The 25,060-nt window shown below is 73.2% G+C and carries 25 protein-coding genes; 9 read left to right on the forward strand and 16 right to left on the reverse strand.

All coding sequences use genetic code 11. The features are described from left to right. Positions 1-128: 128 nt before the first annotated feature. Positions 129-2,438 (reverse strand): DNA helicase PcrA, encoded by a 2,310-nt coding sequence (gene pcrA, locus BMW27_RS18065; protein ID WP_091446575.1) that lies wholly within the window; start codon positions 2,436-2,438, stop codon positions 129-131. A gap of 265 nt (positions 2,439-2,703) precedes the next feature. Here pcrA and BMW27_RS18070 point away from each other — a divergent pair, with 265 nt between their 5' ends. Further along, positions 2,704-2,991, forward strand: a complete 288-nt coding sequence (locus BMW27_RS18070; RefSeq protein ID WP_091446577.1) for a chorismate mutase — start codon at positions 2,704-2,706, stop codon at positions 2,989-2,991. Positions 2,992-3,088: 97 nt separating this feature from the next. Here the strand turns inward: BMW27_RS18070 and BMW27_RS18075 are convergent, their stop codons facing one another. Beyond that, positions 3,089-3,496, reverse strand: coding sequence for a YybH family protein (locus BMW27_RS18075; protein ID WP_139206936.1), 408 nt, complete (start codon positions 3,494-3,496; stop codon positions 3,089-3,091). Between the two features lie 152 nt (positions 3,497-3,648). Between BMW27_RS18075 and BMW27_RS18080 the strand changes: the two genes are divergently transcribed. The 3 genes from BMW27_RS18080 to BMW27_RS18090 all read left to right on the forward strand — a co-directional run bounded on the left by BMW27_RS18080 (position 3,649) and on the right by BMW27_RS18090 (position 5,933). Further along, positions 3,649-4,203 carry a carboxymuconolactone decarboxylase family protein gene (locus tag BMW27_RS18080; protein ID WP_091446579.1) on the forward strand — a complete coding sequence of 185 codons (555 nt, stop codon included), beginning with the start codon at positions 3,649-3,651 and terminating at the stop codon, positions 4,201-4,203. Further along, a complete protein-coding gene (gene sigJ, locus BMW27_RS18085; protein WP_175486561.1) occupies positions 4,200-5,114 on the forward strand; it encodes an RNA polymerase sigma factor SigJ in 915 nt (304 codons plus the stop codon). Before BMW27_RS18080 ends, sigJ begins: the two co-directional genes overlap by 4 nt. A gap of 84 nt (positions 5,115-5,198) precedes the next feature. Next, positions 5,199-5,933 carry a PIG-L deacetylase family protein gene (locus BMW27_RS18090; RefSeq protein WP_091446581.1) on the forward strand — a complete coding sequence of 245 codons (735 nt, stop codon included), beginning with the start codon at positions 5,199-5,201 and terminating at the stop codon, positions 5,931-5,933. Positions 5,934-5,939: 6 nt separating this feature from the next. On the opposite strand, the gene BMW27_RS18095 is transcribed toward BMW27_RS18090, so the two are convergent. From BMW27_RS18095 to BMW27_RS18105, 3 genes are all read right to left on the reverse strand, one after another. Then, complete coding sequence (locus tag BMW27_RS18095) at positions 5,940-7,076, reverse strand: P-loop ATPase, Sll1717 family (protein WP_425431695.1); 1,137 nt, start codon at positions 7,074-7,076, stop codon at positions 5,940-5,942. 380 nt (positions 7,077-7,456) lie between these two features. After that, a complete protein-coding gene (locus BMW27_RS18100) occupies positions 7,457-8,113 on the reverse strand; it encodes a response regulator (RefSeq protein WP_091446585.1) in 657 nt (218 codons plus the stop codon). Then, the gene (locus BMW27_RS18105) at positions 8,110-9,294 is read right to left on the reverse strand and encodes an ATP-binding protein (RefSeq protein ID WP_091446588.1); all 1,185 of its coding nucleotides are present in this window, start codon (positions 9,292-9,294) and stop codon (positions 8,110-8,112) included. The genes BMW27_RS18100 and BMW27_RS18105 overlap by 4 nt, the downstream gene beginning before the upstream one ends. Positions 9,295-9,418: 124 nt before the next feature. Between BMW27_RS18105 and BMW27_RS18110 the strand changes: the two genes are divergently transcribed. Both BMW27_RS18110 and BMW27_RS18115 read left to right on the forward strand, forming a co-directional pair. After that, a complete protein-coding gene (locus tag BMW27_RS18110) occupies positions 9,419-10,339 on the forward strand; it encodes a PspC domain-containing protein (protein WP_091446591.1) in 921 nt (306 codons plus the stop codon). Beyond that, entirely contained in the window at positions 10,332-10,631 is a 300-nt protein-coding gene (locus BMW27_RS18115; protein ID WP_091446593.1) for a hypothetical protein, read from the forward strand. Before BMW27_RS18110 ends, BMW27_RS18115 begins: the two co-directional genes overlap by 8 nt. A gap of 57 nt (positions 10,632-10,688) precedes the next feature. Here BMW27_RS18115 and gdhA read toward each other — a convergent pair whose 3' ends face one another. The 4 genes from gdhA to guaB form a co-directional block, all read right to left on the reverse strand. Continuing rightward, a complete protein-coding gene (gene gdhA / locus BMW27_RS18120) occupies positions 10,689-12,038 on the reverse strand; it encodes an NADP-specific glutamate dehydrogenase (protein WP_091446594.1) in 1,350 nt (449 codons plus the stop codon). A gap of 177 nt (positions 12,039-12,215) precedes the next feature. Next, the gene (gene guaA / locus BMW27_RS18125; RefSeq protein ID WP_091446596.1) at positions 12,216-13,778 is read right to left on the reverse strand and encodes a glutamine-hydrolyzing GMP synthase; all 1,563 of its coding nucleotides are present in this window, start codon (positions 13,776-13,778) and stop codon (positions 12,216-12,218) included. After that, positions 13,778-14,914 carry a GuaB3 family IMP dehydrogenase-related protein gene (locus BMW27_RS18130; RefSeq protein ID WP_091446598.1) on the reverse strand — a complete coding sequence of 379 codons (1,137 nt, stop codon included), beginning with the start codon at positions 14,912-14,914 and terminating at the stop codon, positions 13,778-13,780. Before BMW27_RS18130 ends, guaA begins: the two co-directional genes overlap by 1 nt. Positions 14,915-14,916: 2 nt before the next feature. Beyond that, complete coding sequence (guaB, locus tag BMW27_RS18135; RefSeq protein ID WP_091446599.1) at positions 14,917-16,422, reverse strand: IMP dehydrogenase; 1,506 nt, start codon at positions 16,420-16,422, stop codon at positions 14,917-14,919. A gap of 124 nt (positions 16,423-16,546) precedes the next feature. On the opposite strand from guaB, the gene BMW27_RS18140 reads away from it, so the two are divergent. Next, entirely contained in the window at positions 16,547-16,948 is a 402-nt protein-coding gene (locus tag BMW27_RS18140) for a DUF5319 family protein (RefSeq protein ID WP_091446602.1), read from the forward strand. 228 nt (positions 16,949-17,176) lie between these two features. Here the strand turns inward: BMW27_RS18140 and BMW27_RS18145 are convergent, their stop codons facing one another. Further along, a complete protein-coding gene (locus BMW27_RS18145; RefSeq protein WP_091446605.1) occupies positions 17,177-17,938 on the reverse strand; it encodes a response regulator transcription factor in 762 nt (253 codons plus the stop codon). Positions 17,939-18,273: 335 nt separating this feature from the next. Here BMW27_RS18145 and BMW27_RS18150 point away from each other — a divergent pair, with 335 nt between their 5' ends. Continuing rightward, a complete protein-coding gene (locus tag BMW27_RS18150; protein ID WP_012950425.1) occupies positions 18,274-18,573 on the forward strand; it encodes a WhiB family transcriptional regulator in 300 nt (99 codons plus the stop codon). Between the two features lie 69 nt (positions 18,574-18,642). On the opposite strand, the gene BMW27_RS18155 is transcribed toward BMW27_RS18150, so the two are convergent. The 3 genes from BMW27_RS18155 to groES all read right to left on the reverse strand — a co-directional run bounded on the left by BMW27_RS18155 (position 18,643) and on the right by groES (position 21,400). Continuing rightward, positions 18,643-19,146 carry a hypothetical protein gene (locus BMW27_RS18155; RefSeq protein ID WP_091447089.1) on the reverse strand — a complete coding sequence of 168 codons (504 nt, stop codon included), beginning with the start codon at positions 19,144-19,146 and terminating at the stop codon, positions 18,643-18,645. Positions 19,147-19,271: 125 nt separating this feature from the next. Then, positions 19,272-20,912, reverse strand: coding sequence for a chaperonin GroEL (gene groL / locus BMW27_RS18160; RefSeq protein WP_091446608.1), 1,641 nt, complete (start codon positions 20,910-20,912; stop codon positions 19,272-19,274). Between the two features lie 179 nt (positions 20,913-21,091). Further along, the gene (gene groES, locus BMW27_RS18165; protein WP_089303764.1) at positions 21,092-21,400 is read right to left on the reverse strand and encodes a co-chaperone GroES; all 309 of its coding nucleotides are present in this window, start codon (positions 21,398-21,400) and stop codon (positions 21,092-21,094) included. 188 nt (positions 21,401-21,588) lie between these two features. Between groES and BMW27_RS18170 the strand changes: the two genes are divergently transcribed. Continuing rightward, entirely contained in the window at positions 21,589-22,854 is a 1,266-nt protein-coding gene (locus BMW27_RS18170; protein ID WP_091446610.1) for a class I SAM-dependent methyltransferase, read from the forward strand. A 13-nt stretch (positions 22,855-22,867) separates the two neighbouring features. Here BMW27_RS18170 and tsaD read toward each other — a convergent pair whose 3' ends face one another. From tsaD to tsaB, 3 genes are read right to left on the reverse strand one after another with little or no spacing between them, the layout of a single operon-like run. Beyond that, positions 22,868-23,905 (reverse strand): tRNA (adenosine(37)-N6)-threonylcarbamoyltransferase complex transferase subunit TsaD, encoded by a 1,038-nt coding sequence (gene tsaD / locus BMW27_RS18175; protein WP_091446612.1) that lies wholly within the window; start codon positions 23,903-23,905, stop codon positions 22,868-22,870. Between the two features lie 54 nt (positions 23,906-23,959). After that, positions 23,960-24,406, reverse strand: coding sequence for a ribosomal protein S18-alanine N-acetyltransferase (gene rimI / locus BMW27_RS18180; RefSeq protein WP_091446615.1), 447 nt, complete (start codon positions 24,404-24,406; stop codon positions 23,960-23,962). After that, entirely contained in the window at positions 24,403-25,041 is a 639-nt protein-coding gene (gene tsaB / locus BMW27_RS18185; protein ID WP_091446616.1) for a tRNA (adenosine(37)-N6)-threonylcarbamoyltransferase complex dimerization subunit type 1 TsaB, read from the reverse strand. The genes rimI and tsaB overlap by 4 nt, the downstream gene beginning before the upstream one ends. Between the last annotated feature and the right edge of the window lie 19 nt (positions 25,042-25,060).

Genomic DNA, 25,060 nt, shown 5'->3' on the forward strand with positions numbered 1-25,060 from the left:
CGTACCCCGCTGCGCGGAGCGCGTCCTGCGCCTCGTCGTGGACCCTCCGGGCCCACTCCTCGACACACCTCGCGGGGCGCTCCCCTCAGGCGTCGCGGGACCCGGGTGCCGTCCGCCCGCGCCTCGGGTCAGAGCTTGACCAGCGGGGCGTAGCGCAGGACGAGGCGCTTGGTGCCGCCGGAGCCGAAGTCCACGGTCGCCTGCGCCTTGTCGCCGATGCCGTTAACCTCCACGACGGTGCCCAGCCCGAAGGCGTCGTGGCTCACCCGGTCCCCGACCTCGACGGAGATGACCGCCCGGTTTCCCGCGCCGCCGCGCAGCCCGCCGGTGGACAGCCCGGTGGCCGCCACCCGCTGCTGCGCCGACCGGTAGCCGGTGCTGGGCGCCGGCACGGGCTCCTTGCCCGCCCACTGCACGGTGTCCGACGGCAGCTCGTCGAGGAAGCGGGACGGCGGGTTGTACGCCGGCTGCCCCCAGCTGGTGCGCACCGTGGCCCGCGAGATGAACAGCCGCTGCCGCGCCCGGGTGATGCCGACGTAGGCCAGCCGGCGCTCCTCCTCCAGCTCGCGCGGGTCCCCGAGAGCGCGCAGGTGCGGGAAGACGCCGTCCTCCATGCCGGTCAGGAAGACGACCGGGAACTCCAGGCCCTTGGCGGTGTGCAGGGTCATCAGCGTGACGACGCCGGCGTCGTCCCCGGCGACGGGGATCTGGTCGGCGTCGGCGACCAGCGACACCTGCTCGAGGAAGTCGGTGACCGAGCCGCCGGGGTTGGCCGCCTCGAACTCCGCGGCCACCGAGATGAGCTCGTTGAGGTTGTCGACGCGGCCCTCGTCCTGCGGGTCGGTGCTGGCCTGCAGCTCGGCGAGGTAGCCGGTGCGGTCGAGGATGCTCTCCAGCAGCGCCGCCGGGCCGGAGCCGGTCTCGGCCAGCTGCTCGAACTCCTCCAGCAGCGCGACGAACTCCTGGACCGCCTTGAGCGACCGCGGCGCCAGGGTGGTGACCTCCGAGCACCGCCGCAGCGCCGAGCCGAATGCGATCCGCTCCCGGTCGGCGAAGGACTCGATGCAGCCCTCGGCCTTGTCGCCGATCCCCCGCTTGGGCACGTTGATGATCCGGCGCAGGCTGACGACGTCGGCCGGGTTGGCCACCAGCTTCAGGTAGGCCAGCGCGTCCCGGACCTCCTTGCGCTCGTAGAAGCGCACCCCGCCGACGACCTTGTAGGGCATGCCGACGCGGATGAACACCTCCTCGAAGACACGGGAGGCGTTGTTGGTCCGGTAGAAGACCGCGATGTCCTTGGGCCTGACCTCCCCCTCGTCGACGAGCGCGTCGATCTGCTCGGCGACCCAGGCGGCCTCGTCGTGCTCGTTCTCGGCGACGTAGCCCTCGATCAGCTCGCCGTCGCCGGCGTCGGTCCACAGGTTCTTGGGCCGGCGGCCGGTGTTCTTGGCGATGACCTGGTTGGCCGCCTTGAGGATGCGCTGCGTGGAGCGGTAGTTCTGCTCCAGCAGGATCGTCGTGGCCTGCGGGTAGTCCCGCTCGAACTCGTCGATGTTGCGGATCGTCGCCCCGCGGAAGGCGTAGATCGACTGGTCGGCGTCACCGACGACGCACAGCTCGGCCGGCGGCACCGGGCCCGCCGTAGCGCCACCCGACCCACCCACCAGCTCGCGGACCAGCACGTACTGCGCGTGGTTGGTGTCCTGGTACTCGTCGACCAGCACGTGCCGGAAGCGGCGGCGGTAGTGCTCGGCGACGTCCGGGAACGCCTGCAGCAGGTGCACCGTCGTCATGATCAGGTCGTCGAAGTCCATGGCGTGCGCCTCGCGCAGCCGCCGCTGGTAGAGCGTGTAGGCCTCCTTCAGCACCTTCTCCGGCGCTGTCTGGGGGCTGAAGGACTCCTCGTCGACGAGCTCGTTCTTCAGGTTCGACACCTGCGCGGCCAGGCTGCGGCCGGGGTAGCGCTTGGCGTCGAGGTCCAGGTCGCGGGCGACCATCGTCATGAGCCGGACCGAGTCGCCCTGGTCGTAGATCGTGAACGACGACTTCAGGCCCAGCTTGGCGGCCTCGGCGCGCAGGATGCGCACGCACATCGAGTGGAACGTCGACACCCACATCGCCCGGGCGCGCGGGCCGACGAGCGCGGCGACCCGCTCCTTCATCTCCCCGGCGGCCTTGTTAGTGAAGGTGATCGCCAGGACCTCGCCGGGCTGCACGCCGCGAGCGCCGAGCAGGTAGGCGATCCGGTGGGCCAGCACCCGGGTCTTGCCCGAGCCGGCCCCGGCGACGATGAGCAGCGGGCTGCCCTCGTGGACGACGGCCTGCCGCTGTGGCCCGTTGAGGCCGGCGAGCATGCGGTCCAGCTCCCGCCCCACCGAGCCGGAGGCGGAGCGCTGGAGGGACGCGGTGCCGGGGAGGGTCTGCTGGACGCTGCTCATGACCACACCACTGTAGTTCGGCCGGGAACGCGGCCCGCCGTCGCGGACCGTCGTCCCCAGGGGCCGCGCTGGCCACCCCGGTCGGCGGTGTGGCAGACTCCGCGACGTGCTGCTCGCCACTGTCAGCTTTTACTACGGCCACCGGGATCCGGTGTCCGTCGCCGCTGGCTGAGCACACGCCGCAACAGACGCCCCGGGCCCGAGGAGCCCGGGGCGTTTCTCGTTCTCGGGGTCCGACGGCCACCGCCCCGCCCCGGAGGACACGATGACCGCCACGCTCCCCACCACGCCCAACCCCGACGCGCCCACCGCCGACACCCGCATCGCCGAGCTGCGCGGTCGGATCGACGACTGCGACGCCGAGATCATCGCGCTGTTCCAGCGTCGGCTGGCCGTCTCGCAGGAGATCGGGGAGCTGCGCCGCGCCGCCGGGGGCACCCGGCTGTCGCTGGCCCGCGAGCAGCAGGTCCTGGCCCGCTTCCAGGCCGCGCTCGGCCAGGACGGCGCCGCGCTCGGCATGATGCTGCTGCGCCAGGGCCGCGGCCGCCTCTGAAGAAGGAGGAGGGCCCCGTCCCCCTGACCGCTCGCAGGCTCGCAGCGAGCCTCTGGACGGGGCCCGTGGAGGCCTGCCGGAGGGCCGGTGCCGTCGGTCACTGGCGGCGCTGGTCGGGCGGCGGGAAGTCGGCGTGGCGGTGGACCAGCCACCAGTCGTCCTCGATCCGCCGGTAGACGTGCGTCACCCGGATGGTCATGGGCCGTGCCTCGCCGCCGTCGATGCGCACCGTGCCCTGCTCGAGGCCGACCGTGTAGGCGAGGTCGCCGCTGACGTCGACCACCTCGTAGCGCGGCACGAGCTCACCGTCGCCGAACCGGCTGCCGACCCACTCGAAGGTCCGGGTGACGGCGTGGTGCCCCTTCTCGATCGGACCCCAGGCGCCGAACAACGTCACGTCGGCGGAGTCGGCCCAGCAGGCCGCGTACGGGCCGGGGTTCCCGGCGGCCATCGCCGCCAGGCCGTCGGCAACGCGCTCCAGCGCCCGAGCCAGTGCAGCGTCCACGACCGCCTCCTCCCCGGTGAACCGTCGCACGGTCCACCGGGCGGCAGCCAGGGTCCTCGCGTCCCGCGACCGGGGGGAACCCGCGTCGGCGCGTCACGTCCCGCGCCGCCGTCCCGTCTCCATGAGCACCACCCGCGGAGAGGACGACGACCATGGCCCGCATCCCGCTCGACCCGCCACGCACCCGCCTGTACCGCCTCGCCGAGTGGTACGCGCGCCGGACCTACGGCGTGGTGCCCGACCCGCTCGCGGCGATGGCCCACCACCGGCGGGTGCTGCTGACCGACGTCCGGTTCGAGACGTCGCTGGCCCGGTGGGACCGCCTCGACCGCACGCTGAAGTCCCTCGCCGTCATGGCCTCGGCCGTGACGATCGGCTGCTCCTGGTGCGTCGACTTCGGTCACTGGATCAGCACCCAGGAGGGCGTGGACCCCGCGAAGCTCCGCGCGGTGCCGCGCTGGCGGGAGAGCGACGTCTTCACCGACCTGGAGCGGCGGGTGATGGCCTACGCGGAGGCGGTGACGGCCACCCCGCCCGCCGTGACCGACGAGATGGTGTCCGACCTGCGACGCGACCTGGACGACGCCCAGCTGGTCGAGCTGACCATGATGGTGGCCGTGGAGAACGTCCGGTCGCGGTTCAACAGCGCGCTCGGGCTGGCCAGCCAGGGCTTCCGGGACCGCTGCGAGCTCCCGGCCACGGCGTGACCGCCCCGGACGCGGGCACCGGGCCCCTGGCGGCCTTCGACCGGCACCGACGGCTGCTGTTCACGGTCGCCTACCAGATGCTGGGCAGCGTCACCGACGCCGAGGACGTCGTGCAGGACGCGTGGCTCCGGTGGTCGGCGACCGACCGGGCCGACGTCGCCGACCCGCGGGCCTACCTCGTCCGGATCACGTCCCGGCTGGCCCTCGACCGGTTGGACTCGGCCCGCAGCCGCCGCGAGAGCTACGTCGGGCCGTGGCTGCCGGAGCCCCTGCTCACCGGCTCCGCCCCCGTCGCGGGCGGAGCTCCCCCGCCCGCCCCGGACGACGCAGCGGTGCTCGGGGACCAGGTCTCGCTCGCCCTGCTGGTGGTCCTCGAGACGCTGTCCCCCGCCGAGCGCGCCGTCTTCGTCCTCCGGGAGGTGTTCGGCCTGCCGGCGGCGGAGGTGGCCGCGATCCTGGGCCGCAGCGAGGCCGCGGTCCGGCAGACGGCGCACCGCGCCCGGGAGCACGTGCAGTCACGGCAGCCGCGCTTCGACGCCGACCGGTCGGCCCAGCGGGTCGTCACCGAGCGGTTCCTCGCCGCTTGCGCCGGCGGCGACGTCGAGGCGCTGCTGGCCGCGCTGGCTCCGGACGTCGTCCTCGTGACCGACGGCGGGGGCAGGGCGAAGGCGGCGCTGCGGCCCATCGTGGGCGTGGACAAGGTGGCGCGCTTCCTGCTGGCGACCGCTGCCGAGGGTCTGTCCATCCCGGACCTGCACGTCGAGATCGCCGACGTCAACGGCGCTCCCGGCGTCGTCGCGTGGGTCCGTGGCGCACCCTTCCTGACGATGTCGCTCGTCCTGGTCGACGGGCTCGTCGAGCAGGTGCTGGTCGTGCGCAACCCCGAGAAGCTGGCCGGTCTGCAGCGGTGAGGGCTGAGTGGCCCTCCTGCAGGGTCCCGCCGCGAGCCTGCGAGTGGCGGGGGGCAGGAGGGTCCTCTCACTAGGCTCGCGCGGGTGACCTCACCGCAGACCCGCAGGCCCGCCGAGTTCGTGGAGCGCGCGCTGTGCGTGCTCGCCCACCCCGACGACGTCGACTTCGGCAGCGCCGGCACGGTGGCGACGTGGACGACGGCCGGCACCGAGGTCACCTACCTGATCGTCACCGACGGCGACGCCGGCGGGTTCGACGAGACCCCCCGCGAGCAGATGGGGCCGCTGCGGCGGGCCGAGCAGGAGGCGGCGGCCAAGGCGGTCGGCGTCACCGACGTGCGCTTCCTCGGCCACCCCGACGGCCGCCTGGAGCTGACCCTGGACCTGCGCCGCGACATCAGCCGGGTGATCCGCCAGGTGCGCCCGCAGCGGGTGCTCACCAGCTCCCCGGAGCGGATGTGGGACCGGATCGGCGCCAGCCACCCCGACCACATGACCGTGGGCGAGTCCACGCTGCGCGCCGTCTACCCCGACGCCCGCAACCCCTTCGCCTTCCCCGAGCTGCTGGCCGACGAGGGCCTCGAGGCCTGGACGGTGTCCGAGGTGTGGCTGACCGCCAGCCCGCGCGCCGACCACGTCGTCGACGTCACCGACGTCGTCGAGCTCAAGTTCGCCGCGCTCGGGAGCCACCTCACCCAGGTGAGCCACCTCGACGACCTCGAGGGCTTCGTCACCGACTGGATGCGCCAGACCGGCCGCCGCCTGGGCCTGCCGCCGGGTCGGCTCGGCGAGGCCTTCCACGTCGTCCACACGGCGTAAATCATCTTACGCGATATTGAACGCCTTCCAGAGGCCAGGATGCACAACCAGATCTTCATCCCATCGGAGGCTGGCTCGAGGACTTCTGAACTTGAACCTGTAGTAGTCGGGGGCGAAACCCGTAGGGCCTCCGGGCGTCAAGTTTCCAAGAAAGCCGTTGTCGAAGAGGACTGAGACCAACTCCTCGATATCCAACCGCCGAAACCGGGGATCCCCATCTGCGGTAGATCGGAGCTCAGCTACGGGAAAGTGACGCTTTCGTATAGTGCCGAGCAACTCCATGGCCCTGATGCGGGAGCCTTCATCGAAGTAAAAGCGAAGCGCATCGTGCGCCTCATCCGTAAAATAGGTTTCCGAGTAGTCGGCGAAGCCACTGAGGACAGACCGCTCATCCAGTCGACCTGGCTGCGACGCATGCTGCGCGACGATCTTCAGGAGCTGCAAAAGATCCCGGGGCGTATGGCGCGTTTGCTCGACGACGGACTGGGCGGCCGGTCGGCCCAGAAGCTTGTTTGGAAAGTATGCTTCGACCAGGTTGTGAACCTGGGGCCGATTAAGCCTCGCCCGCTTGTTTGCCAACCGCATTAAGTGCGTATTCCGCACATCGCGTGGGTTTTGGTACCAGTCCAACTCCAGCGCGAAGTCCCTCCGAATCTTTCCAGCCCTGGGTGAATCCAATCGTCCGTACACGTCAGTTCTGCACGCCAAGACTACCTTGATCGGCGCATTCCCCTGCCTGGCAACCTCATTCACCGCGTCGACCGCTTGCAGTAGGCCCGCCAACAACAGTGACCGACCCTCTCCTAGCACCCGCATGTCATCCAAGCCGTCTAGGAACAAGTAGAAGCGCCGCCGACTCTCGAACGATTCCACTACAGACTGCAGGTACGCTAGCCAGATCCTAATCGCATTCTCGGCGTTCTCGACTTCCATGGTGTGCGTGCGTTCGTAGAACTTGGGCAGCGTAAGTTTCGACTCAACCTTCGCCGTCTTGAGCCTACGTAGACTTGAAGGACTGCCGGGTTCGACGCCTTCTTCTCGCAGGAGACGCTTCGCCTCACGCACGCGCTCTCCGGCACGTACTGCCGCGGCACCATCCTCGGCACAACAGTCGACGATGATAGAATAATCAACAAGGTCCATGCGTGCTGGTATCTTTGCAGAGCATCGAAGGAGTTAGGCACAATACCCCGTCGCGACATTTATTGGGCCGGTCACCGAATATAAGCCTGGCGTATCCCTGGCCAACAGATGTAGACGTGCACCGACGGCGGATTTGCCAGAACCCTTATATCCCAATATGAGATACTCGTGCGAATTGAGAACCCTCAGTTCAATACTGCCGAGGTCATAATATCCATCCCGAAGGAGGCGAGGCGCATTCTCCATTTCGAACTTTGCTTCAGCGAAGCCAAAATTGAAGTCGGCGAGCGACACCGAGCCGAGCAAATCCCCCATGTTGAGACACTAGCGCGAGGGCTACCTTGTCGCCATGGCAGAGGCTCGAAGCGCTTCGGTGCCCGTCAGAGCAACCGGTTGGTGGCGGCCCAGCGGGTGAGCTCGTTGCGGTTGGACAGCTGCAGCTTGCGGAGCACGTTCGACGCGTGGGACTCCACCGTCTTCACCGAGATGAACAGCCGCGAGCCGATCTCCCGGTAGGTGTAGCCGCGGGCCAGCAACTGCATGACCTCCCGCTCCCGGGCGCTGAGCAGGTCCAGGCCGGGGTCGGTGGCCGGGTCCTCGGGCTGCGGGGCGGACGGCGTCGTCGCGGCGAACGCGTCGAGCACGAACCCGGCCAGCCGCGGGCTGAAGACGACGTCCTCGTCGGCGACGCGGGCGACGGCGTCCCGCAGGTCCGGACCGGAGATGCTCTTGGTGACGTAGCCCCGTGCGCCGGCGCGGATGACGGCGATGACGTCCTCGGCGGCGTCGGACACCGACAGCGCCAGCCACCGCACCGACGGCAGCTCGGCGCGCAGCGTCTCCAGCACGGCCCGCCCGCCGCCGCCGGGCAGGTGGACGTCGAGCAGGACGACGTCGGGCACCGTGGCCCGGATCCCCTCGACGGCGCCGGCGACGTCGGCGGCCTCACCGACGACGTCGACCGCGCCGCCGAGCTCCGCCCGCACCCCCGACCGCACCATCGCGTGGTCGTCGACGAGGTACACGCGGGGGGTCACGCGGCCGCCTCCTGGCGCGGCAGGCACAGCTCCACCTCGGTGCCCTCCCCCGGCGCCGAGCGCACCGCCGCCGTCCCGCCCAGCCGGGTCAGCCGGCCGGTGACCGAGTCGCGCAGCCCGCGCCGGTCGCCCGGCACGGTGGCCGAGTCGAAGCCGGCACCGCGGTCGCGGACGAAGACGGCCACCCGCTGCGGCGTCACCTCGGTGTACAGGTCGGCGGCGGTCGCGCCCGAGTGCTTGGCCGCGTTGACCAGCGCCTCGCGGGTGGCCGCGCCGAGGGCGGTGAGCGCGTCGTCCAGCGGGGCGTCGCCGACGACCACCGACTCCACGGTCAGCGCGTGGTCGGCCTCCACCTCGGCGACCACGCCGGACACCAGGGCCGCCCAGGTGCCGCCGCCGACGGCCGCCGCCGGCTCGTAGAGCCAGGTGCGCAGCTCGCGCTCCTGGCTGCGGGCCAGCCGGGACACCGCCGTGGCGTCGTCGGCGTGCCGCTGGATGAGGGCGAGGGTCTGCAGGACGGAGTCGTGCAGGTGGGCGGCGACGGCGGCCCGCTCCTCGGAGCGCACGCGGGCGGTGCGCTCGGCCTCGCGCGAGGCCAGCAGCCGGCGCCACAGCGGCGCGGTGGCCAGCGCCACGCCGACCAGGATGAGCAGGGTCGAGGCGAAGCCGTTGCGCGCGTCGTCCAGCTGGCCGGTCGTGACCAGCAGCAGCACCACGCCGGCGGCGCCGAGGAGCACCCCGCCGGCGAGCAGCCAGCGCACGCCGGGGCGGGCGAGGGAGCGGTCGGTGTCCAGCTGGCGCCAGATGACGGTCAGCCCGACGACCACCAGCAGCAGCGGCAGGACCAGGTTGCCGCCGCCCCAGCTGCCCAGCTGGGTCACCAGGATCAGCGCGCCGAGGCCGAGCAGCCCCAGGCCGAGCGTCTGCCGGCGGCTGGGCTCCTCGGTCGCCTCGTCCACCACCGGGTCGGCGTCGGCGTCGGCGACCGGCATGAAGAACCACAGCAGCGCGTAGGCCACGACGCCGATGCCGGTCGCGGCCAGGACGACGAAGGCCACGCGGACGACCAGCGGGTCGGCCCGCAGGTGCACCGCCGTCCCCGCGGCGACGCCGGCCAGCAGCCGCCCCGAGCGCGGGCGCAGCAGCGGCGGCCGCACGGGCGCGGGCAGGGTCGTCGTCACGGTGCTGATCGTCGCACCGGGGCGGCCCGCCCCGACACCAGGAACCACCCGGGTCGGTGGACCCGGGTCGGATGGGGGCGTTCCCTGATGGACCGCACCCTCGGCCGCGAGCAGGGTCTGTGCCATGACATCCGCACCGCCTCCCGCTCCCCCGTCGGCGGACCCGCCGGCGGCCGCGTACCCCCCGCCGCCCGGGCTCCCGGTGCGGCCGCCGCTGCGGCGCAGCCGCAGCGACAAGGTCATCGGCGGCGTCGCCGGCGGTCTGGCCGACTACAGCGGCATCGACGCGCTGCTGTGGCGGGTCGGCCTGGTCGCGCTGGCCCTGGCCGGCCCCGGCGTCCCCGTCTACCTGCTGCTGTGGCTGCTCATGCCGGCCGGGCCGCCCGGCGACCCCACCGCCGTCGCCCATGCTCCACGCGCCGTCGGTCCGCGGTCCCCGGTGCCCGGGCTGACGCTGGCCGGGTTGCTCATCGTGGTCGGCTCGCTGGTCCTGCTCAGCCGGCTCACCGACTGGGACGTCGGCCCCCGGGTCGTGCTCGGCACCGGGCTGCTGGTCGTCGGGCTCGGTCTGGTCGCCGCCGCCTTCTCCGGCGGGCGGACGGCGAAGGGCGGGCTGCTGACGCTCGGTGTGCTGCTGTCGCTGGCGCTGGTGGTCGTCGCGGCGGAACCGTGGCGGGGCGTCGAGGACGGCATGGGCAACCGCACCTACCGCCCGGTGAGCGCGGACACCGTCCGGCCGGTCTACGACCAGGGGATCGGCGACGCGACGCTGGACCTCTCCCGCGTCGACCTGTCCGGCCTCGACGGCCCGATCGTCACGAGGCTGGACGGCGGCGTGGGCAACGTCGAGGTGATCGTGCCCCGCTCGGCCGACGTCCGGGTCGATCTGGACAGTGGCATCGGCAACGTCGACGTCCTCGGCCTCGGCTCGGACGGCGGCTACTCCCCGGGCACCGGCTCCGCCTCCTGGAGCGGTGACGACGACCCCGAGATCGAACTGACCATCGACGCCGGCGTCGGTGACGTGGAGGTGCGCCGTGCCTGACTACAGCGAGTTCCCGACGACCCCGACCGCCTGGCAGGAGCAGCAGCTGAGGGACTGGCAGATCGTGACCCCGCTGGAGACCGAGGACCCGCCCCGGCCCGAGCGCCGCGGCGTCGACCTCACCGCGCTGGTCCCGGGACTGTTCTTCGTCGTCCTGGCGGTCGTGCTGATGGCCGGCGCGGTCCTGCCGGTCGGCCTGGTCACCGAGGGTGGCCTGCTGTGGCTGGTGCTGATCGGCGGCGGCATCGCGCTGCTGGTGTCCGAGCTGCGCCGGGCCCGCCGCAGGCGCTGACCTCCCGCACGCGGGGGCCCGGGGAGCGATCGCTCCCCGGGCCCTCGTGCGTGCGCCTCAGATGAGGCCGTGGGCGTGCACCGCCCCGGCCACCTGGAGGAAGCCGGCCACGTTGGCGCCGAGCACCAGGTCACCGGGGCTGCCGTACTCCTCGGCGGTGGCGTGGCAGCGGTCGTGGATGCCCCGCATGATCTCCTCCAGCCGGGTCTCGCTGTGCTCGAAGGTCCAGCGGTCGCGGGAGGCGTTCTGCTGCATCTCCAGCGCGGAGGTCGCCACGCCGCCGGCGTTGGCGGCCTTGCCGGGGGCGAAGGCGGTGCCGGCCTCGCGGAGCACCCGCACGGCGTCCGGCGTGGTCGGCATGTTGGCGCCCTCGACGACGTAGCGGCAGCCGTTCTGCACCAGCGTCCGCGCCGCGTCCTCGCCCAGCTCGTTCTGGGTGGCGCTGGGGATGGCGACGTCGCACGGGGTGTCCCAGATGCTGCCGTCGGCCACGAACCGCGCCGTCCCCACCCGCTCGGCGTACTGGTCGATGCGGCTCCGCTCGACCTCCTTGACCTGCTTGAGGACATCGAGGTCGATGCCCTTCTCGTCGACGACGTAGCCGCTGGAGTCCGAGCAGGCCACCACCGTGCCGCCGAGCTGGTGCACCTTCTCGACGGCGTACACGGCCACGTTGCCCGAGCCGCTCACCACGACCCGCCGGCCGTCGAAGGACTCCCCCGCGGTCTCCATCATCGCCTGGGCGAAGAAGACGGCGCCGTAGCCGGTGGCCTCGGTGCGGACCAGCGCGCCGCCCCAGCCCAGCCCCTTGCCGGTGATCACGCCGGACTCGTAGCGGTTGGTGATCCGCTTGTACTGCCCGAAGAGGTAGCCGATCTCGCGGGAGCCGACGCCGATGTCGCCGGCCGGCACGTCGGTGTACTCGCCCAGGTGCCGGTAGAGCTCGGTCATGAAGGACTGGCAGAAGCGCATCACCTCGGCGTCCGACCGGCCCTTGGGGTCGAAGTCCGAGCCGCCCTTGCCGCCGCCGATCGGCATGCCGGTGAGCGCGTTCTTGAAGATCTGCTCGAAGCCGAGGAACTTCACGATCCCCAGGTCCACCGAGGGGTGGAAGCGCAGGCCGCCCTTGTAGGGCCCGAGGGCGGAGTTGAACTCGACGCGGAAGCCGCGGTTGATCTGCACCTCGCCGCGGTCGTCCTGCCAGGGGACGCGGAAGATGATCTGCCGCTCGGGCTCGCAGATCCGCTCGACGGTCTTCATCTCGCTGTACTCGCTGTGCCGGTCCAGCACCACGGCCAGCGACTCGAGCACCTCGCGCACCGCCTGGTGGAACTCCGTCTCACCGCGGTTGCGCCGCAGCACCTCGTCGTAGATCCCCTGGACCCTCGCCGGAACCGATCCGTTCACGCCTGCTCCCCACTCCGGTACGACGCTGTACCGCCATGCTGCAACACAGTGCGGACCCCGCAGTCGGAGGGGGCGGTAGTACCGCGCCAGGGGCAGTCCGGTGGAGCCGTGCCGCTGGCCCGTCCAGGGGGTCGTGCCGAGCCTGCGAGGGATGAGGACGACGGGGTCCTCCCACTCCTACTCCCACTCGATGGTGCCCGGCGGCTTGCTCGTCACGTCGAGCACCACGCGGTTGACCTCGGGCACCTCGTTGGTGATCCGGGTGGAGATGCGGGCCAGGACGTCGTAGGGCAGCCGGGTCCAGTCCGCGGTCATCGCGTCCTCGCTGGACACCGGGCGGAGCACGACCGGGTGGCCGTAGGTGCGCCCGTCGCCCTGGACGCCGACCGAGCGGACGTCGGCCAGCAGCACCACCGGGCACTGCCAGATCTCGCGGTCCAGGCCGGCGGCGGTGAGCTCGGCGCGGGCGATGGCGTCGGCCCTGCGCAGCACGTCGAGCCGCTCCTGGGTGACCTCGCCGATGATCCGGATGCCCAGCCCCGGGCCCGGGAACGGCTGCCGCCACACCAGCGACTCGGGCAGGCCCAGCTGCAGGCCGACCTCGCGCACCTCGTCCTTGAACAGCGTGCGCAGCGGCTCGACGAGGGTGAAGGTGAGGTCCTCGGGCAGCCCGCCGACGTTGTGGTGGCTCTTGATGTTCGCCGTCCCCGTGCCGCCGCCGGACTCGACGACGTCGGGGTAGAGCGTGCCCTGCACGAGGAAGTCGACCGTCTCGCCGTGGGCCTGGGCGTCGTGCACGACGTCGAGCGCGGCCTGCTCGAAGACCCGGATGAACTCCCGGCCGATGGTCTTGCGCTTCTGCTCCGGGTCGCTGATCCCGGCCAGCGCGCCGAGGAACTGCTCGCGGGCGTCGACGACCCGCAGGTCGGCGCCGGTGACGGCCACGAAGTCCCGCTCGATCTGCTCGGTCTCGCCCTCGCGCATCAGCCCGTGGTCGACGTAGACGCACGTCAGCCGGTCGCCGATGGCGCGCTGCACGAGCGCCGCGGCGACCGCGGAGTCGACCCCGCCGGACAGCGCGCACAGCGCCCGCCGGTCGCCCACCTGGGCGCGGATCCGCTCGACCTGCTCCTCGACGACGTTGGCCATCGTCCAGGTCGGCTCCAGGCCGGCGATGTCGAACAGGAAGTGCTCGAGCACCGTCTGCCCGTGCGCGGTGTGCCGCACCTCGGGGTGGAACTGCACGCCGGCGAGCTTGCGGTCGACGTCCTCGAAGGCGGCGACCGGCGCGCCGGTGGAGGTGGCGGTGACGGTGAACCCGGGCGGGGCGGCGCGGACGGCGTCCCCGTGGCTCATCCACACCGACTGCTCGACCGGCAGCGAGCCGAACAGCCGGCCCTGCGTGGTCACCGTCAGCGGGGTGCCGCCGTACTCGCGGTCGCCGGTGCGCGCGACGGTGCCGCCGAGCGAGGCCGCCATCGCCTGGAACCCGTAGCAGATGCCGAACGCCGGGACGCCGGCCTCGAACAGCGTCGGGTCGAGCTGCGGCGCGTCGTCGGCGTAGACGCTGGACGGGCCGCCGGACAGGACGATCGCCGCGGGCTTGCGGGCGACGATCTCCTCGGCCGGGACGTCGGAGGGGACGATCTCGGAGTAGACGCCGGCCTCGCGGATCCGCCGGGCGATGAGCTGGGCGTACTGCGCGCCGAAGTCGACGACGAGGACGGTGGGGAACTCCATCAGTCGCCCCGACCGCCGATGACGAGGTCGACGCGCTGGAACTCCTTGAGGTCCCGGTAGCCGGTCTTCGCCATCGTCCGGCGCAGCGCACCGAAGAGGTTGCTCCGCCCGTCAGCGGTCCTCGCCCCGCCCAGCAGGACGTCGTGCAGCGGACCCGCCGGGGCGATGGGCGCCGAGGTCCCGCCGCGGGGCAACCGCGGGTGCGCGGCCACCGAGTCCCACCAGATGCCGCCGCCGGGCGCCTCCTCGGCCGCACGCAGCGGCTCGCCGACCTGGACGGCGTCCGCGCCGCAGGCCAGGGCGCGGGCGATGGCGCCGCTGGTCTCGATCCGGCCGTTGGCGATGACGTGCACGTACCGGCCACCGGTCTCGTCGAGGTAGTCGCGGCGGGCCGCAGCCGCGTCGGCGATCGCGCTGGCCAGCGGCACCCGGATGCCCATGACGGTGTCGGTCGTCGAGTAGGTGTCGGCGCCGACGCCGACGATCACGCCCGCCGCGCCGGTGCGCATGAGGTGCAGCGCCGTCTGGTAGTTCGCCGCGCCGCCGACGATGACCGGGACGTCGAGGTCGGCGATGAAGTCCTTGAGGTTGAGCGCGTCGCCCTGGGTGGTGACGTGCTCGGCCGACACGATCGTGCCCTGGATGACCAGGAGGTCGACCCCCGCGGCGAGCACCGTCGGGGCGAGCTGGACGGTGTGCTGCGGGGAGACGCGCACCGCCGTCGTCACACCGGCGTCGTGGATCTCCTTGACCCGGGCGGTGATCAGGTCCGGATCGACCGGCCGGGCGTACACCTCCTGCAGCAGGGACACCGGCGGCGGCCCGTCCCCGGCCGCCTCACGCAGCCGCCGGTACACCGGGGCGGGGTCGTCGTAGCGGGTCCACAGCCCCTCGGCGTTGAGCACCCCGAGCCCGCCGGCCTGGCCGACGGCGATCGCCGTGGCCGGGCTGACCACCGCGTCCGACGGGCTGGTCACCAGCGGGATGTCGAAGCGGAAGGCGTCGATCTGCCAGGCGGTCGAGACGTCGTCCATGTCCCGGGTGCGCCGGCTGGGGACGATCGAGACCTCGTCGAGGTCGTACCCCCGGCGGGCGAAGCGGTTGAGACCGATCTCGACGGTGTCGCGCGTGGGCATGGTCAGCGCCCCCGGTAGTTCGGGGCCTCGACGGTCATCTGGATGTCGTGCGGGTGGCTCTCCACCAGGCCGGCCGAGGTGATCCGGGTCAGCTGACCGCGCTCCTGCAGGTCCGCGACGGTCTGCGCGCCCGCGTAGCCCATCGAGGCGCGCAGCCCGCCGACGAGCTGGTGGGCCACGCCGGCCAGCGGGCCGCGGTAGGGCACCTGGCCCTCGATGCCCTCCGGGACGAGCTTGTCGTCGGACAGCACGTCGTCGGCGAAGTAGCGGTCGCGGCTGTAGGACTGGTTGCCGCGCTTCTGCATGGCGCTCAGCGACCCCATGCCGCGGTAGGTCTTGTACTGCTTGCCGTTGACGAAGACCAGCTCGCCCGGCGCCTCCTCGACGCCGGCGAACAGGCCGCCGATCATCACCGTGTCGGCGCCGGCGACCAGGGCCTTGGCGATGTCGCCGGAGTACTGCAGGCCGCCGTCGGCGATCACCGGGACGCCGGCCGGCCGGGCCGCCAGCGCCGCCTCGTAGACGGCGGTGACCTGCGGGACGCCGACGCCGGCGACCACGCGGGTGGTGCAGATCGACCCCGGGCCCACGCCGACCTTGACCGCGTCGACCCCGGCATCGACCAGCGCCTGGGCACCGGCGCGGGTGGCGACGTTGCCGCCGACCACCTGGACGCCGAAGTCGGCCTTGACCCGCGCCACCATCTCCAGCACGGCCCGCTGGTGGCCGTGCGCGGTGTCGACGACGAGCACGTCCACGCCCGCGTCGACCAGCAGCCCGGCCCGCTTGTAGGCGTCGTCCCCGACACCGAGGGCGGCACCCACCACGAGGCGGCCGTCGTCGTCCTTGGTGGCGTTCGGGAACTGGTCGCGCTTGACGAAGTCCTTGACGGTGATAAGCCCGCGCAGCCGGCCGGCGCCGTCGACCAGCGGCAGCTTCTCGATCTTGTTCTTGCGCAGCAGGGCGAGCGCCGTGTCCGCGTCGACGCCCACCGGGGCGGTGACCAGCGGCATCGGCGTCATGACGTCGCGGACGAGCACCGACTGGTCGGTCTCGAAGCGCATGTCGCGGTTGGTGACGATGCCGAGCAGGACGCCCTCGGCGTCCACCACCGGCGCGCCGGAGATGCGGTAGCGCGCCGACAGCGCGTCGACCTCGGCGAGGGTGTTGTCCGGCGAGCAGGTCACCGGGTTGGTCACCATGCCGGCCTCCGAGCGCTTGACCAGGTCGACCTGGCCGGCCTGCTCCTCGGCGGCGAGGTTGCGGTGCAGCACGCCCGTGCCGCCGACCCGCGCCATGGCGATCGCCATGCGCGCCTCGGTGACGGTGTCCATCGCGCTGGAGAGCAGCGGGACCGCCAGGCGGATGCCACGGGTCAGCCGGCTGCTGGTGTCCACCTCGGCGGGGACGACGTCCGACGCGCCGGGGATGAGCAGGACGTCGTCGTAGGTCAGGCCGAGCGGCGCGAACTTCGCCGGCAGCTCGGGGACGAACTCATCGGGCTGCATCGGTTGCCGCCACCCCTCCGGATCGGCCGGCACCCTCCTGGGCGCGCGGGGAGCCGCACTCGATCGTAGGCGGCGACCCCCGAGGGCTCTGTGTGATCCCCGTCCGGCCGATACCGTGGCACCCGTGAGTTCTTGGGACGACGCTTCCGGGCCCGACTTCGGGTCCGCCGACCAGCCGGGTCCGCCGCCGCTGACCATGGAGGAACGGGCCGGCGTCCTGGACGACCTCGCCGAGCTGGAGGTGTTCCGGACGCTGCTGGAGCCGACGGGCATCAAGGGCATCGTCGTCGACTGCCCGGACTGCGACGAGGAGCACCACGTCGACTGGGCCCTGATGCAGGCCAACCTGCGCCAGCTGCTCGAGGAGGGGCAGACCGGCCGCCACGAGCCGCCGTTCGACCCCGACCCGGACGACTACGTCAGCTGGGACTACGCCAGCGGCTACGCCGACGGGATCGCCGCGGTGGCCGAGCGCGAGGAGCCCGGCGGCGAGGGCCGCGGCGGCAGGCACGCCCGCGAGGACTGACAGAGGACCCTGCTGCCCCCCGCCCCTCGCAGGCTCGGGCCGGGACCCTGCAGCAGGGCCGACCCGTCGCTCGTCGCGGAGGCCTCCGGCCCCCACTCCTCACGACGCCTCGCAGGGGCGGACACGCGCCGAGCGCCCCCTCCCGTGCGGGGAGAGGGCGCTCGGCGTGTGCTCAGCGGCAGCCGGGCACGGCACCTGGGCGCGGTGTCGGCCAGTGCGCCGACGGTGTCACTGCATCATGCCGCGGCGGAAGCCGGTGGCCACCGCCTCCGCGCGGTCCTTGGCGCCGAGCTTGCGGAACAGCCGGCGGGCGTGGGTCTTGATGGTGTCCTCGGAGAGGTAGAGCTCGCGGCCGATCTGGGCGTTGCTCTTGCCCTGGCTCATCCCGGTGAGCACCTGCATCTCGCGCATCGAGAGGCTGACCGGCGCGGGTTCGCGGACGGTGGAGCGCACCGTGGTGGGCGCGGAGCCGGCCAGCGGGGTCGCACCGTTCCAGGCCGGCGTCCCGTTGCCGTGGCCGGCGTGGGCGCCGACCGAGGCCAGCGGGACCGGCTGGTGCGGGAGGGCCGGCGCGGGGCCGCGGCCGTCGACCCGCAGGCCGACCCGCGACAGGCCCAGGCCCATCTCCAGCGCGGTGGCGTCCCAGCGCAGGTAGCCGCGGGCACCGGCCGCGACCGCCGCACGGACGGTCTCGCCGTCGTCGGGGGCGCCGAGGACCAGGACCGGCAGCCGCGGGTGGGCGCGCAGCGCCTGGGTGGCCACGGTCAACCCGGAGTCCGTGGCGCGCTGGGTACCGATGAGCAGGACGTCGGGCTGCCGGGTCGCCAGCCGGGCCATGAGGGCGGCGGCGTCGCCGACGACCTCCACCCGTCCCACGAACGGCAGTGCCACCAGGCGGCCCGCGATGTCGTCGCGGACCCGCCGGCGCTCGTCGTAGACCCACACGCACGTCGTGCCGTGGCCGGGTCCGCGCATCCTGTCGTCGATCACGCCTGCTCCTCGCTCGCCGGCCGCACGTCTCGGCCGGGTCCACCGCCCGGGTCCCCCGGCCGGGTCTCGCTCGGACGTGCGGTCCCGTCCGGGGACTCCGCCGTCGCTCCGGCCGGACCGGAGCCGCCGACGGGTGTCCCGTGGCGGTGTTCGGCACGGCCTGCAGCCACCTTGATCGACTCCCGGTGTCGGCAACACCCGCTCTCACCCAGCGGGGGGAGACCGGAGCCGACAAAATGCAGGGTCACCGTGTGTTTGACCCACGGAGGGCTCGGGCACCGGCCCCCATGCAGCCGGACCGCCTTCTCCGGCTCGCACCGAGCCGAGGAGGACGAATGGCCGACATCCGCCGCCTGCCCACACCTGTCGCCGAGGTCTGGGACTGGCAGCTGCACGGCGCCTGCCGCGGAGAGAGCACCGCCTTGTTCTTCCACCCGGACGGCGAGCGCGGCCCGGCCCGAGCCCGCCGTCAGTCGGCCGCCAAGGCCGTCTGCTCGCGCTGCCCGGTGATCGAGTCCTGCCTCAAGCACGCCCTGTCGGTCCGCGAGCCCTACGGGGTCTGGGGCGGCATGAGCGAGGAGGAGCGGGCCCGGCTGATCGCCGCGGAGCCCGCCGCCGTCGCCGCGGGGGTCTGAGCTCCACCCAGAGACGCCGAGAGGGCCGGTCCAGCAGCTGCTGGACCGGCCCTCTCGGCATTCGTGCGGCTACGCCAGGCGGCGGGCCAGCATCAGCTCGTCGTGCACCCAGCTGCGGCCGCCGTCCCGGGAGGTCTCCGCCGACCAGGTGAAGGAGTCCGGCCCGACGTCGGTGAAGCGCCACCGCAGCCACGGCTCCTCGTCGTCGCTGAGCAGCACCACGTCGGCACCGTGCGCCCGCCCGGTGAAGCGCCGGACCCGACCGTTCACCGGCTCCATCCAGGTCGACAGCCAGCGGTCCCCATCCGGGTGGAGGAAGCGCACCGTCGTCCCGTGGAAGGCCAGCGGCGGCACGCCGGCACCGGGCTCGCCGCGGCCGGGCACGATCCACACGTCCTGGACGGCGCGCCCGTCGAGGACCCAGCCCACGTGCAGCTCCCCGGCCGCGTGGTGCCAGGTGCCGTCGGGGGTCAGGCCACTCCAGTCCAGCCGCCAGGCCCCGACGAGCCGGCCGAAGTCGTCGAGGGCCCCGGGGTCCGCGGGGCCGGGTGCGTGCAAGGCGTCGACGAGCATCCCGCCATCGTGGTGGACGACCGCCCGACCGCCCACCGCTCCCCGCACACGGCGGAGGGCCCGGTCCGGATGATCCGGACCGGGCCCCCTCGGCGCGCGGCGCCCTCCGCGGGCGCCGGATCAGCTCAGTGGCTGTGCCCGTGGCCGTGCGAGTGGCCGTGGGTGTGGTGCCCGGCACCGGCCGGCTCGTCCTCCTCCGGCGCCTCGACGACGGCGGAGTCGGTGGTCAGCACCATCGCGGCGATCGAGACGGCGTTGCCCAGCGCGGCCTTGGTGACCTTGACTGGGTCGATGACGCCCTGGGCGGCCAGGTCGCCGTACTCGCCGGTCGCGGCGTTGAAGCCCTGACCGACCCCGGCCTCGCGGACCTTGGCCACCACGACCCGACCCTCGAAGCCGGCGTTCTCGGCGATGCGGACCAGCGGGGCGTCCAGCGCCCGGCGGACCACGCGGGCACCGGTGAGCTCGTCACCGGACAGGTCGAGGGCGTCCACGGCCGCGGCCGCGTGCACCAGCGCCGAGCCACCACCGGGGACGACGCCCTCCTCCACCGCGGCGCGGGTGGCGGCGATGGCGTCCTCGATCCGGTGCTTCTTCTCCTTCATCTCGACCTCGGTGGCCGCGCCGACGCGGATGACACCGATGCCGCCGGCGAGCTTGGCCAGCCGCTCCTGCAGCTTCTCCCGGTCCCAGTCGGAGTCGGTCGCCTCGATCTCGCGGCGGATCTGCGCCACCCGGTCGCCGATGGCCTCACCGGTGCCGCCGCCGTCGACGATCGTCGTCTCGTCCTTGGTGACGGTGACCCGGCGCGCGGTGCCGAGCACCTCCAGGCCGACCTGGTCGAGCTTGAGACCGACGTCCTCGCTGACCACCTGGGCGCCGGTGACGACGGCGAGGTCGGTCATGAACGCCTTGCGGCGGTCGCCGAAGTACGGCGACTTCACCGCGACGACCTTGATCGTCTTGCGGATGGAGTTGACGACGAGGGTGGACAGCGCCTCGCCCTCGACGTCCTCGGCGACGATCAGCAGGGGGCGACCGCCGGTCGAGAGCACCTTCTCCAGCAGCGGGAGCAGGTCGGCCAGCGCGCTGATCTTGCCGCTGACCAGCAGCACGAGGGTGTCCTCGAGGACGGCCTCCATCGCCTCCTGGTCGGTGACGAAGTAGGGCGAGAGGTAGCCCTTGTCGAACTGCACGCCCTCGGTCACGTCGAGCTCGGTGGAGAGGGTGGTGCTCTCCTCGACGGTGATGACGCCGTCCTTGCCGACCTTCTCCATGGCCTGGCCGATCAGCTGGCCGACCTCGGCGTCCTGCGCCGAGACGGTCGCGACACCGGCGATGGCCTGCTCGTCGGAGACCGGGATGGCGACCTCGTCGAGAGCCCGGGAGACGGCATCGGCGGCGGCGCGCATGCCGGTGCCGAGCGCCGTGGGGCTGGCACCGGCGGCGACGTTGCGCATGCCCTCGTGCACCAGGGCCTGGGCCAGCACGGTGGCGGTGGTGGTGCCGTCGCCGGCGACGTCGTTGGTCTTGGTGGCCACGTTCTTGGCCAGCTGGGCGCCGAGGTTCTCGTACGGGTCCTCGAGCTCGACCTCACGGGCGATGGTCACGCCGTCGTTGGTGATGGTCGGGGCGCCGAACTTCTTGTCGAGGACGACGTTGCGCCCGCGCGGACCGAGGGTCACCTTGACCGCGTCGGCGAGCTTGTCCACGCCGCGCTCCAGCGCGCGGCGGGCGTCCTCGTTGAACTTGATGATCTTGGCCATGGGGCCCTTCCGATCAGGTGGAGCACGGGGTGGGACGACGACCGCCCCGGGACCCGGTCAGTTCGGGTCGCCGGGGCGGTCTGGTGACGTACTGGAACGGCCCCGTCGCAGGCACTGGAACGGCCCCGGTCCAGGGGCCCGCCCCGAGCCTGCGAGGGGTGGGGAGGAGCGGGGTCCTCTTACTTCTCCACGACGGCGAGCAGGTCGCGGGCGGAGAGCACCAGGTACTCCTCGCCGGCGTACTTGACCTCGGTGCCGCCGTACTTGGAGTAGATGACCACGTCGCCGACGCTGACGTCGAGCGGGACGCGGTTGCCGTTGTCGTCGACGCGACCGGGGCCCACGGCCACGACCGTGCCCTCCTGCGGCTTCTCCTTGGCGGTGTCCGGGATGACCAGGCCGGAGGCGGTGGTCGTCTCGGCCTCGTTGGCCTGGACCACGACACGGTCCTCGAGCGGCTTGATGTTGACCTTGGTAGCGGTCGTCACGAGGTGACGCCCCCTTCGGGATCGGACGGCTGGTGGGTCGTGCTCTGATGCTGTGGCACGGTGCCGGTGCCTGCCGTCGCGGGGGTCAGGCGCCTGGTGCCCGTGTCGATTGGCACTCTACCTACGAGAGTGCCAGCCACTCAACCGGGGCCCCGGCGCCCGGCGACGGCGGGTGCCAGGCTGGTGGGGTGCCCGACGAGCCCTCCCCCGACGCGCTGACCCAGCTGCGCTGGCTGCGCACACCCGCGGGGACGGCGGCCACGTCGCTGGCGGCCGCGCTGCTCGCCGAGGGCGCGGACCTGCTGACCGGCCTGGCACGGCTGCGGGCCGAGGTCGGCGCCGACCACGCCGGCCCGGCCTGGGAGCTGGCGCGGCTGCGCGCGCGGGCGCGCCCGGCGTTCGGCGCCGACGCCGACGTCCTCTTCCTCACCGCGGACACCCTCGAGCAGGCCGGCCGACCCGCACTGGCCGCGCGGCGGGCGCAGCGCCTGCTGTCCGACGAGGTCGACTCGGCCGTCGACCTCGGCTGCGCGTCCGGCACCGACACGGTGGCGCTGGCGCGGGCCGGGGCCACCGTGCTCGCCGTCGACACCGACCCGCTGGCCCGCGAGCTGACCGCCGCGAACGCCGAGGCGCTCGGGGTGGCCGACCGGGTGTGGGTGGTCGCCGGCGACGCCGCCGAGCTGGTCGATGCGGCGCGCGGCGGCGAGGTGGCCGGGTGCGTCGCGGCCGTCCTGGACCCGGCGCGGCGGGCCGGCGGACGACGGCAGCTGGACCCCGACCGCTGGTCCCCGCCCTGGTCGACGGTGGCGACGCTGCTGGACCGGGCGCCGCACGCGGTGGTCAAGGTGGCGCCGGGCCTGGACCACGAGCGGGTACCGGCCGGCGTCGAGGCGGAGTGGGTGTCGGCTGGCGGCTCGATCGTCGAGGCGCTGCTGTGGGGGCGCGGGGTCTCCTCGACCTGGCGGCGGGCCTCCCTCGTGCGCGACGGCGAGGTGCTGGAGCTGACCGCGGCCACCGACCCGGGGCCCGCCCCGTCCGGACCGGTCCGGGGCCGGCTGCACGAGCCCGACCCCGCGGTCATCCGGTCGGGCCTGGTGTCACTGGTCGCCGCCGACCTCGGCGCCACGCTGGTCGACCCGACGATCGCCTACCTGACCTCCGATGCGGCGACCGACTCCCCCTGGGTGTCCTCGTACCGGGTCGACGAGGTGCTGCCGTTCAACCTCAGGAAGCTGAAGGCACTGCTGCGGACGCGCGGCGTCGGCCGGGTGGTGGTCAAGAAGCGCGGCTCGGCGATCGAGCCGGAGACGCTGGCCCGTCAGCTGCGCGGGGAGGGCGCGGGGACGGCGACCGTCGTCGTCACCCGGGTCGCCGGCGCCCCCACCGTCCTGGTGTGTGACGTCACCGGAGCGGCCCCGTCCGGAGGCCCGCCGGGAGCTCGCGAGCGGTGAGAGGGAGGGGGTCCTATCGGGTGACGACGTCGATCGGCAGGGAGCTGTCGGCGCCGACGTCCGGCGCCGACGGTGCGACCCCGGCCTCGACCAGCCGCGAGCCGAGTGCGGCGACCATCGCGCCGTTGTCGGTGCACAGCCGCGGGCTGGGCACCCGCAGCACGATGCCGGCCTCCCTGCACCGCTCCTCGGCCAGGGCGCGCAGCCGCGAGTTGGCCGCGACGCCGCCGCCGAGCACCAGGTGGTCGATGCCGTGGTCGCGGCAGGCGCGCACCGCCTTGGCCGTCAGCACGTCGGCGACCGCCTCCTGGAACGACGCCGCGACGTCGGCCACCGGCACCGGCTCCCCCGCCCGCTGCCGCGCCTCCACCCACCGGGCGACGGCGGTCTTCAGGCCGGAGAACGAGAAGTCGTAGGGGGCGTCGCGGGGACCGGTGAGCCCACGTGGGAAGCCGATCGCCGCCGGGTCGCCCTCGCGCGCGGCTCTGTCGATCGGCGGGCCGCCGGGGAACGGCAGGCCGAGCACCCGGGCCACCTTGTCGAAGGCCTCCCCCGCCGCGTCGTCGATGGTGCGGCCCAGCGACTGCACCTCGCGGGCGAGGTCGGGCACCAGCAGCAGCGAGCTGTGCCCGCCGGAGACCAGCAGGGCCAGCGACGGCTCGGCCAGCCTGCCGTGCTGCAGCTCGTCGACGGCCACGTGCGCGGCCAGGTGGTTGACGCCGTACAGCGGCTTGTCCAGCGCGAGGGCGTAGGCCTTGGCCGCGGCCAGGCCGACCAGCAGCGCGCCGGTCAGCCCGGGCCCGGCGGTGACCGCCACCGCGTCGACGTCGGAGGCGTCGACCCCGGCCTCGGCCAGCGCGCGGTGCACGGTCGGCACCATCGCCTCCAGGTGCGCCCGCGAGGCGATCTCGGGCACCACCCCGCCGAAGCGCTCGTGCTCGGCCATCGAGGTGGCCAGCGCGTCGGACAGCAGCGTGCGCCCGCGCACCAGGCCGACGCCGGTCTCGTCGCACGAGGTCTCGAACCCGAGCACCAACGGCTGGTCAGCCACGCGACACCCTCCGTCCGTTCCCGCGCGGCGGAGCCGCCAGGGCTGCAGAGCCGCTCACAGCTTCTCCCGCCGCATCACGACGGCGTCCGTGCCGCTGGGCTGGTAGTAGCGCGGCCGCCGGCCGACCTCGGTGAACCCGCGCCGCCGGTACAGCCCCTGCGCCACCTCGTTGTCGGCGCGCACCTCCAGCAGCACCACCGGGCTGCGCCGGTCGGCCTCGGCCAGCAGCGCGTCGAGCAACCGGGCGCCGATCCCCTCGCCCTGCCGGTCCTCGGCCACCCCGATCGTGGCCACGTGCGCCTCGTCGTCGTAGGCGATGAGTCCGGCGTAGCCGACGACCCGGTCGCCGTCCTCGGCCACCAGGTAGGAGCGGGTGTCGGTGCGGGAGAGCTCGTCGCAGTACATCGCCCGGGTCCAGGTGTCCGGGGCGAACAGCTCCTCCTCGAGCTCCAGGACGGCGTCCAGGTCGGCCAGCCGCATCGGTCGCAGCCGCGCGCTCATGCCGTCGTCACCGGCTTGAACGACGTCGGCGGGACGGCGTCCGGGCGGCGCAGGTACAGCGGCACCAGCGGGGCGGCGGACGACGGGTCGGCCAGCTGCGGCGCTGCCGCCCGGACCAGGCCTGCCGTCATCACCTCGGCCGGGGTGACCTCGACGCCCAGCCGCTCGGCGAACCGGGCGTCGCCGACGACCGGTCCGACCGGCCCGAGCTCCTCGGGGCGCACCACGCCCGGGCCGTCGGCGCGGGAGCCGTCGGCGGCGTAGGTGGCCCAGTAGACCTCCTTGCGGCGGGCGTCGGTGACGACCGTGCGCGCACCGGAGCCGACCGCGTCCAGCGAGCAGACGCCCACGACGGGCAGCCCCCGGGCGTCCCCCAGCGCGGCCGCGGTGACCACCCCGACGCGCAGCCCGGTGAAGGGCCCGGGGCCGAGCCCCGTCACGACGGCGTCGACGTCGGCGAGCGTGCGCCCGGCGTCGCGCAGCACCTCGGTGACCGCGACGGTGAGCAGCTCGGCGTGCCGATTGCCCGACGGCACCGCCCGCTCGGCGAGCATCTCCGTCGCGCCGTCCGGGGACCACCGGGCGAGGCCGGCGACCAGCGTCGGCGTGGCGGTGTCGAGGGCGAGGACGAGCACGAGCGCCCAGGTTAGTCCG

This window comes from Geodermatophilus poikilotrophus, from assembly GCF_900111455.1.
GTDB classification, from domain to species: domain Bacteria; phylum Actinomycetota; class Actinomycetes; order Mycobacteriales; family Geodermatophilaceae; genus Geodermatophilus; species Geodermatophilus poikilotrophus.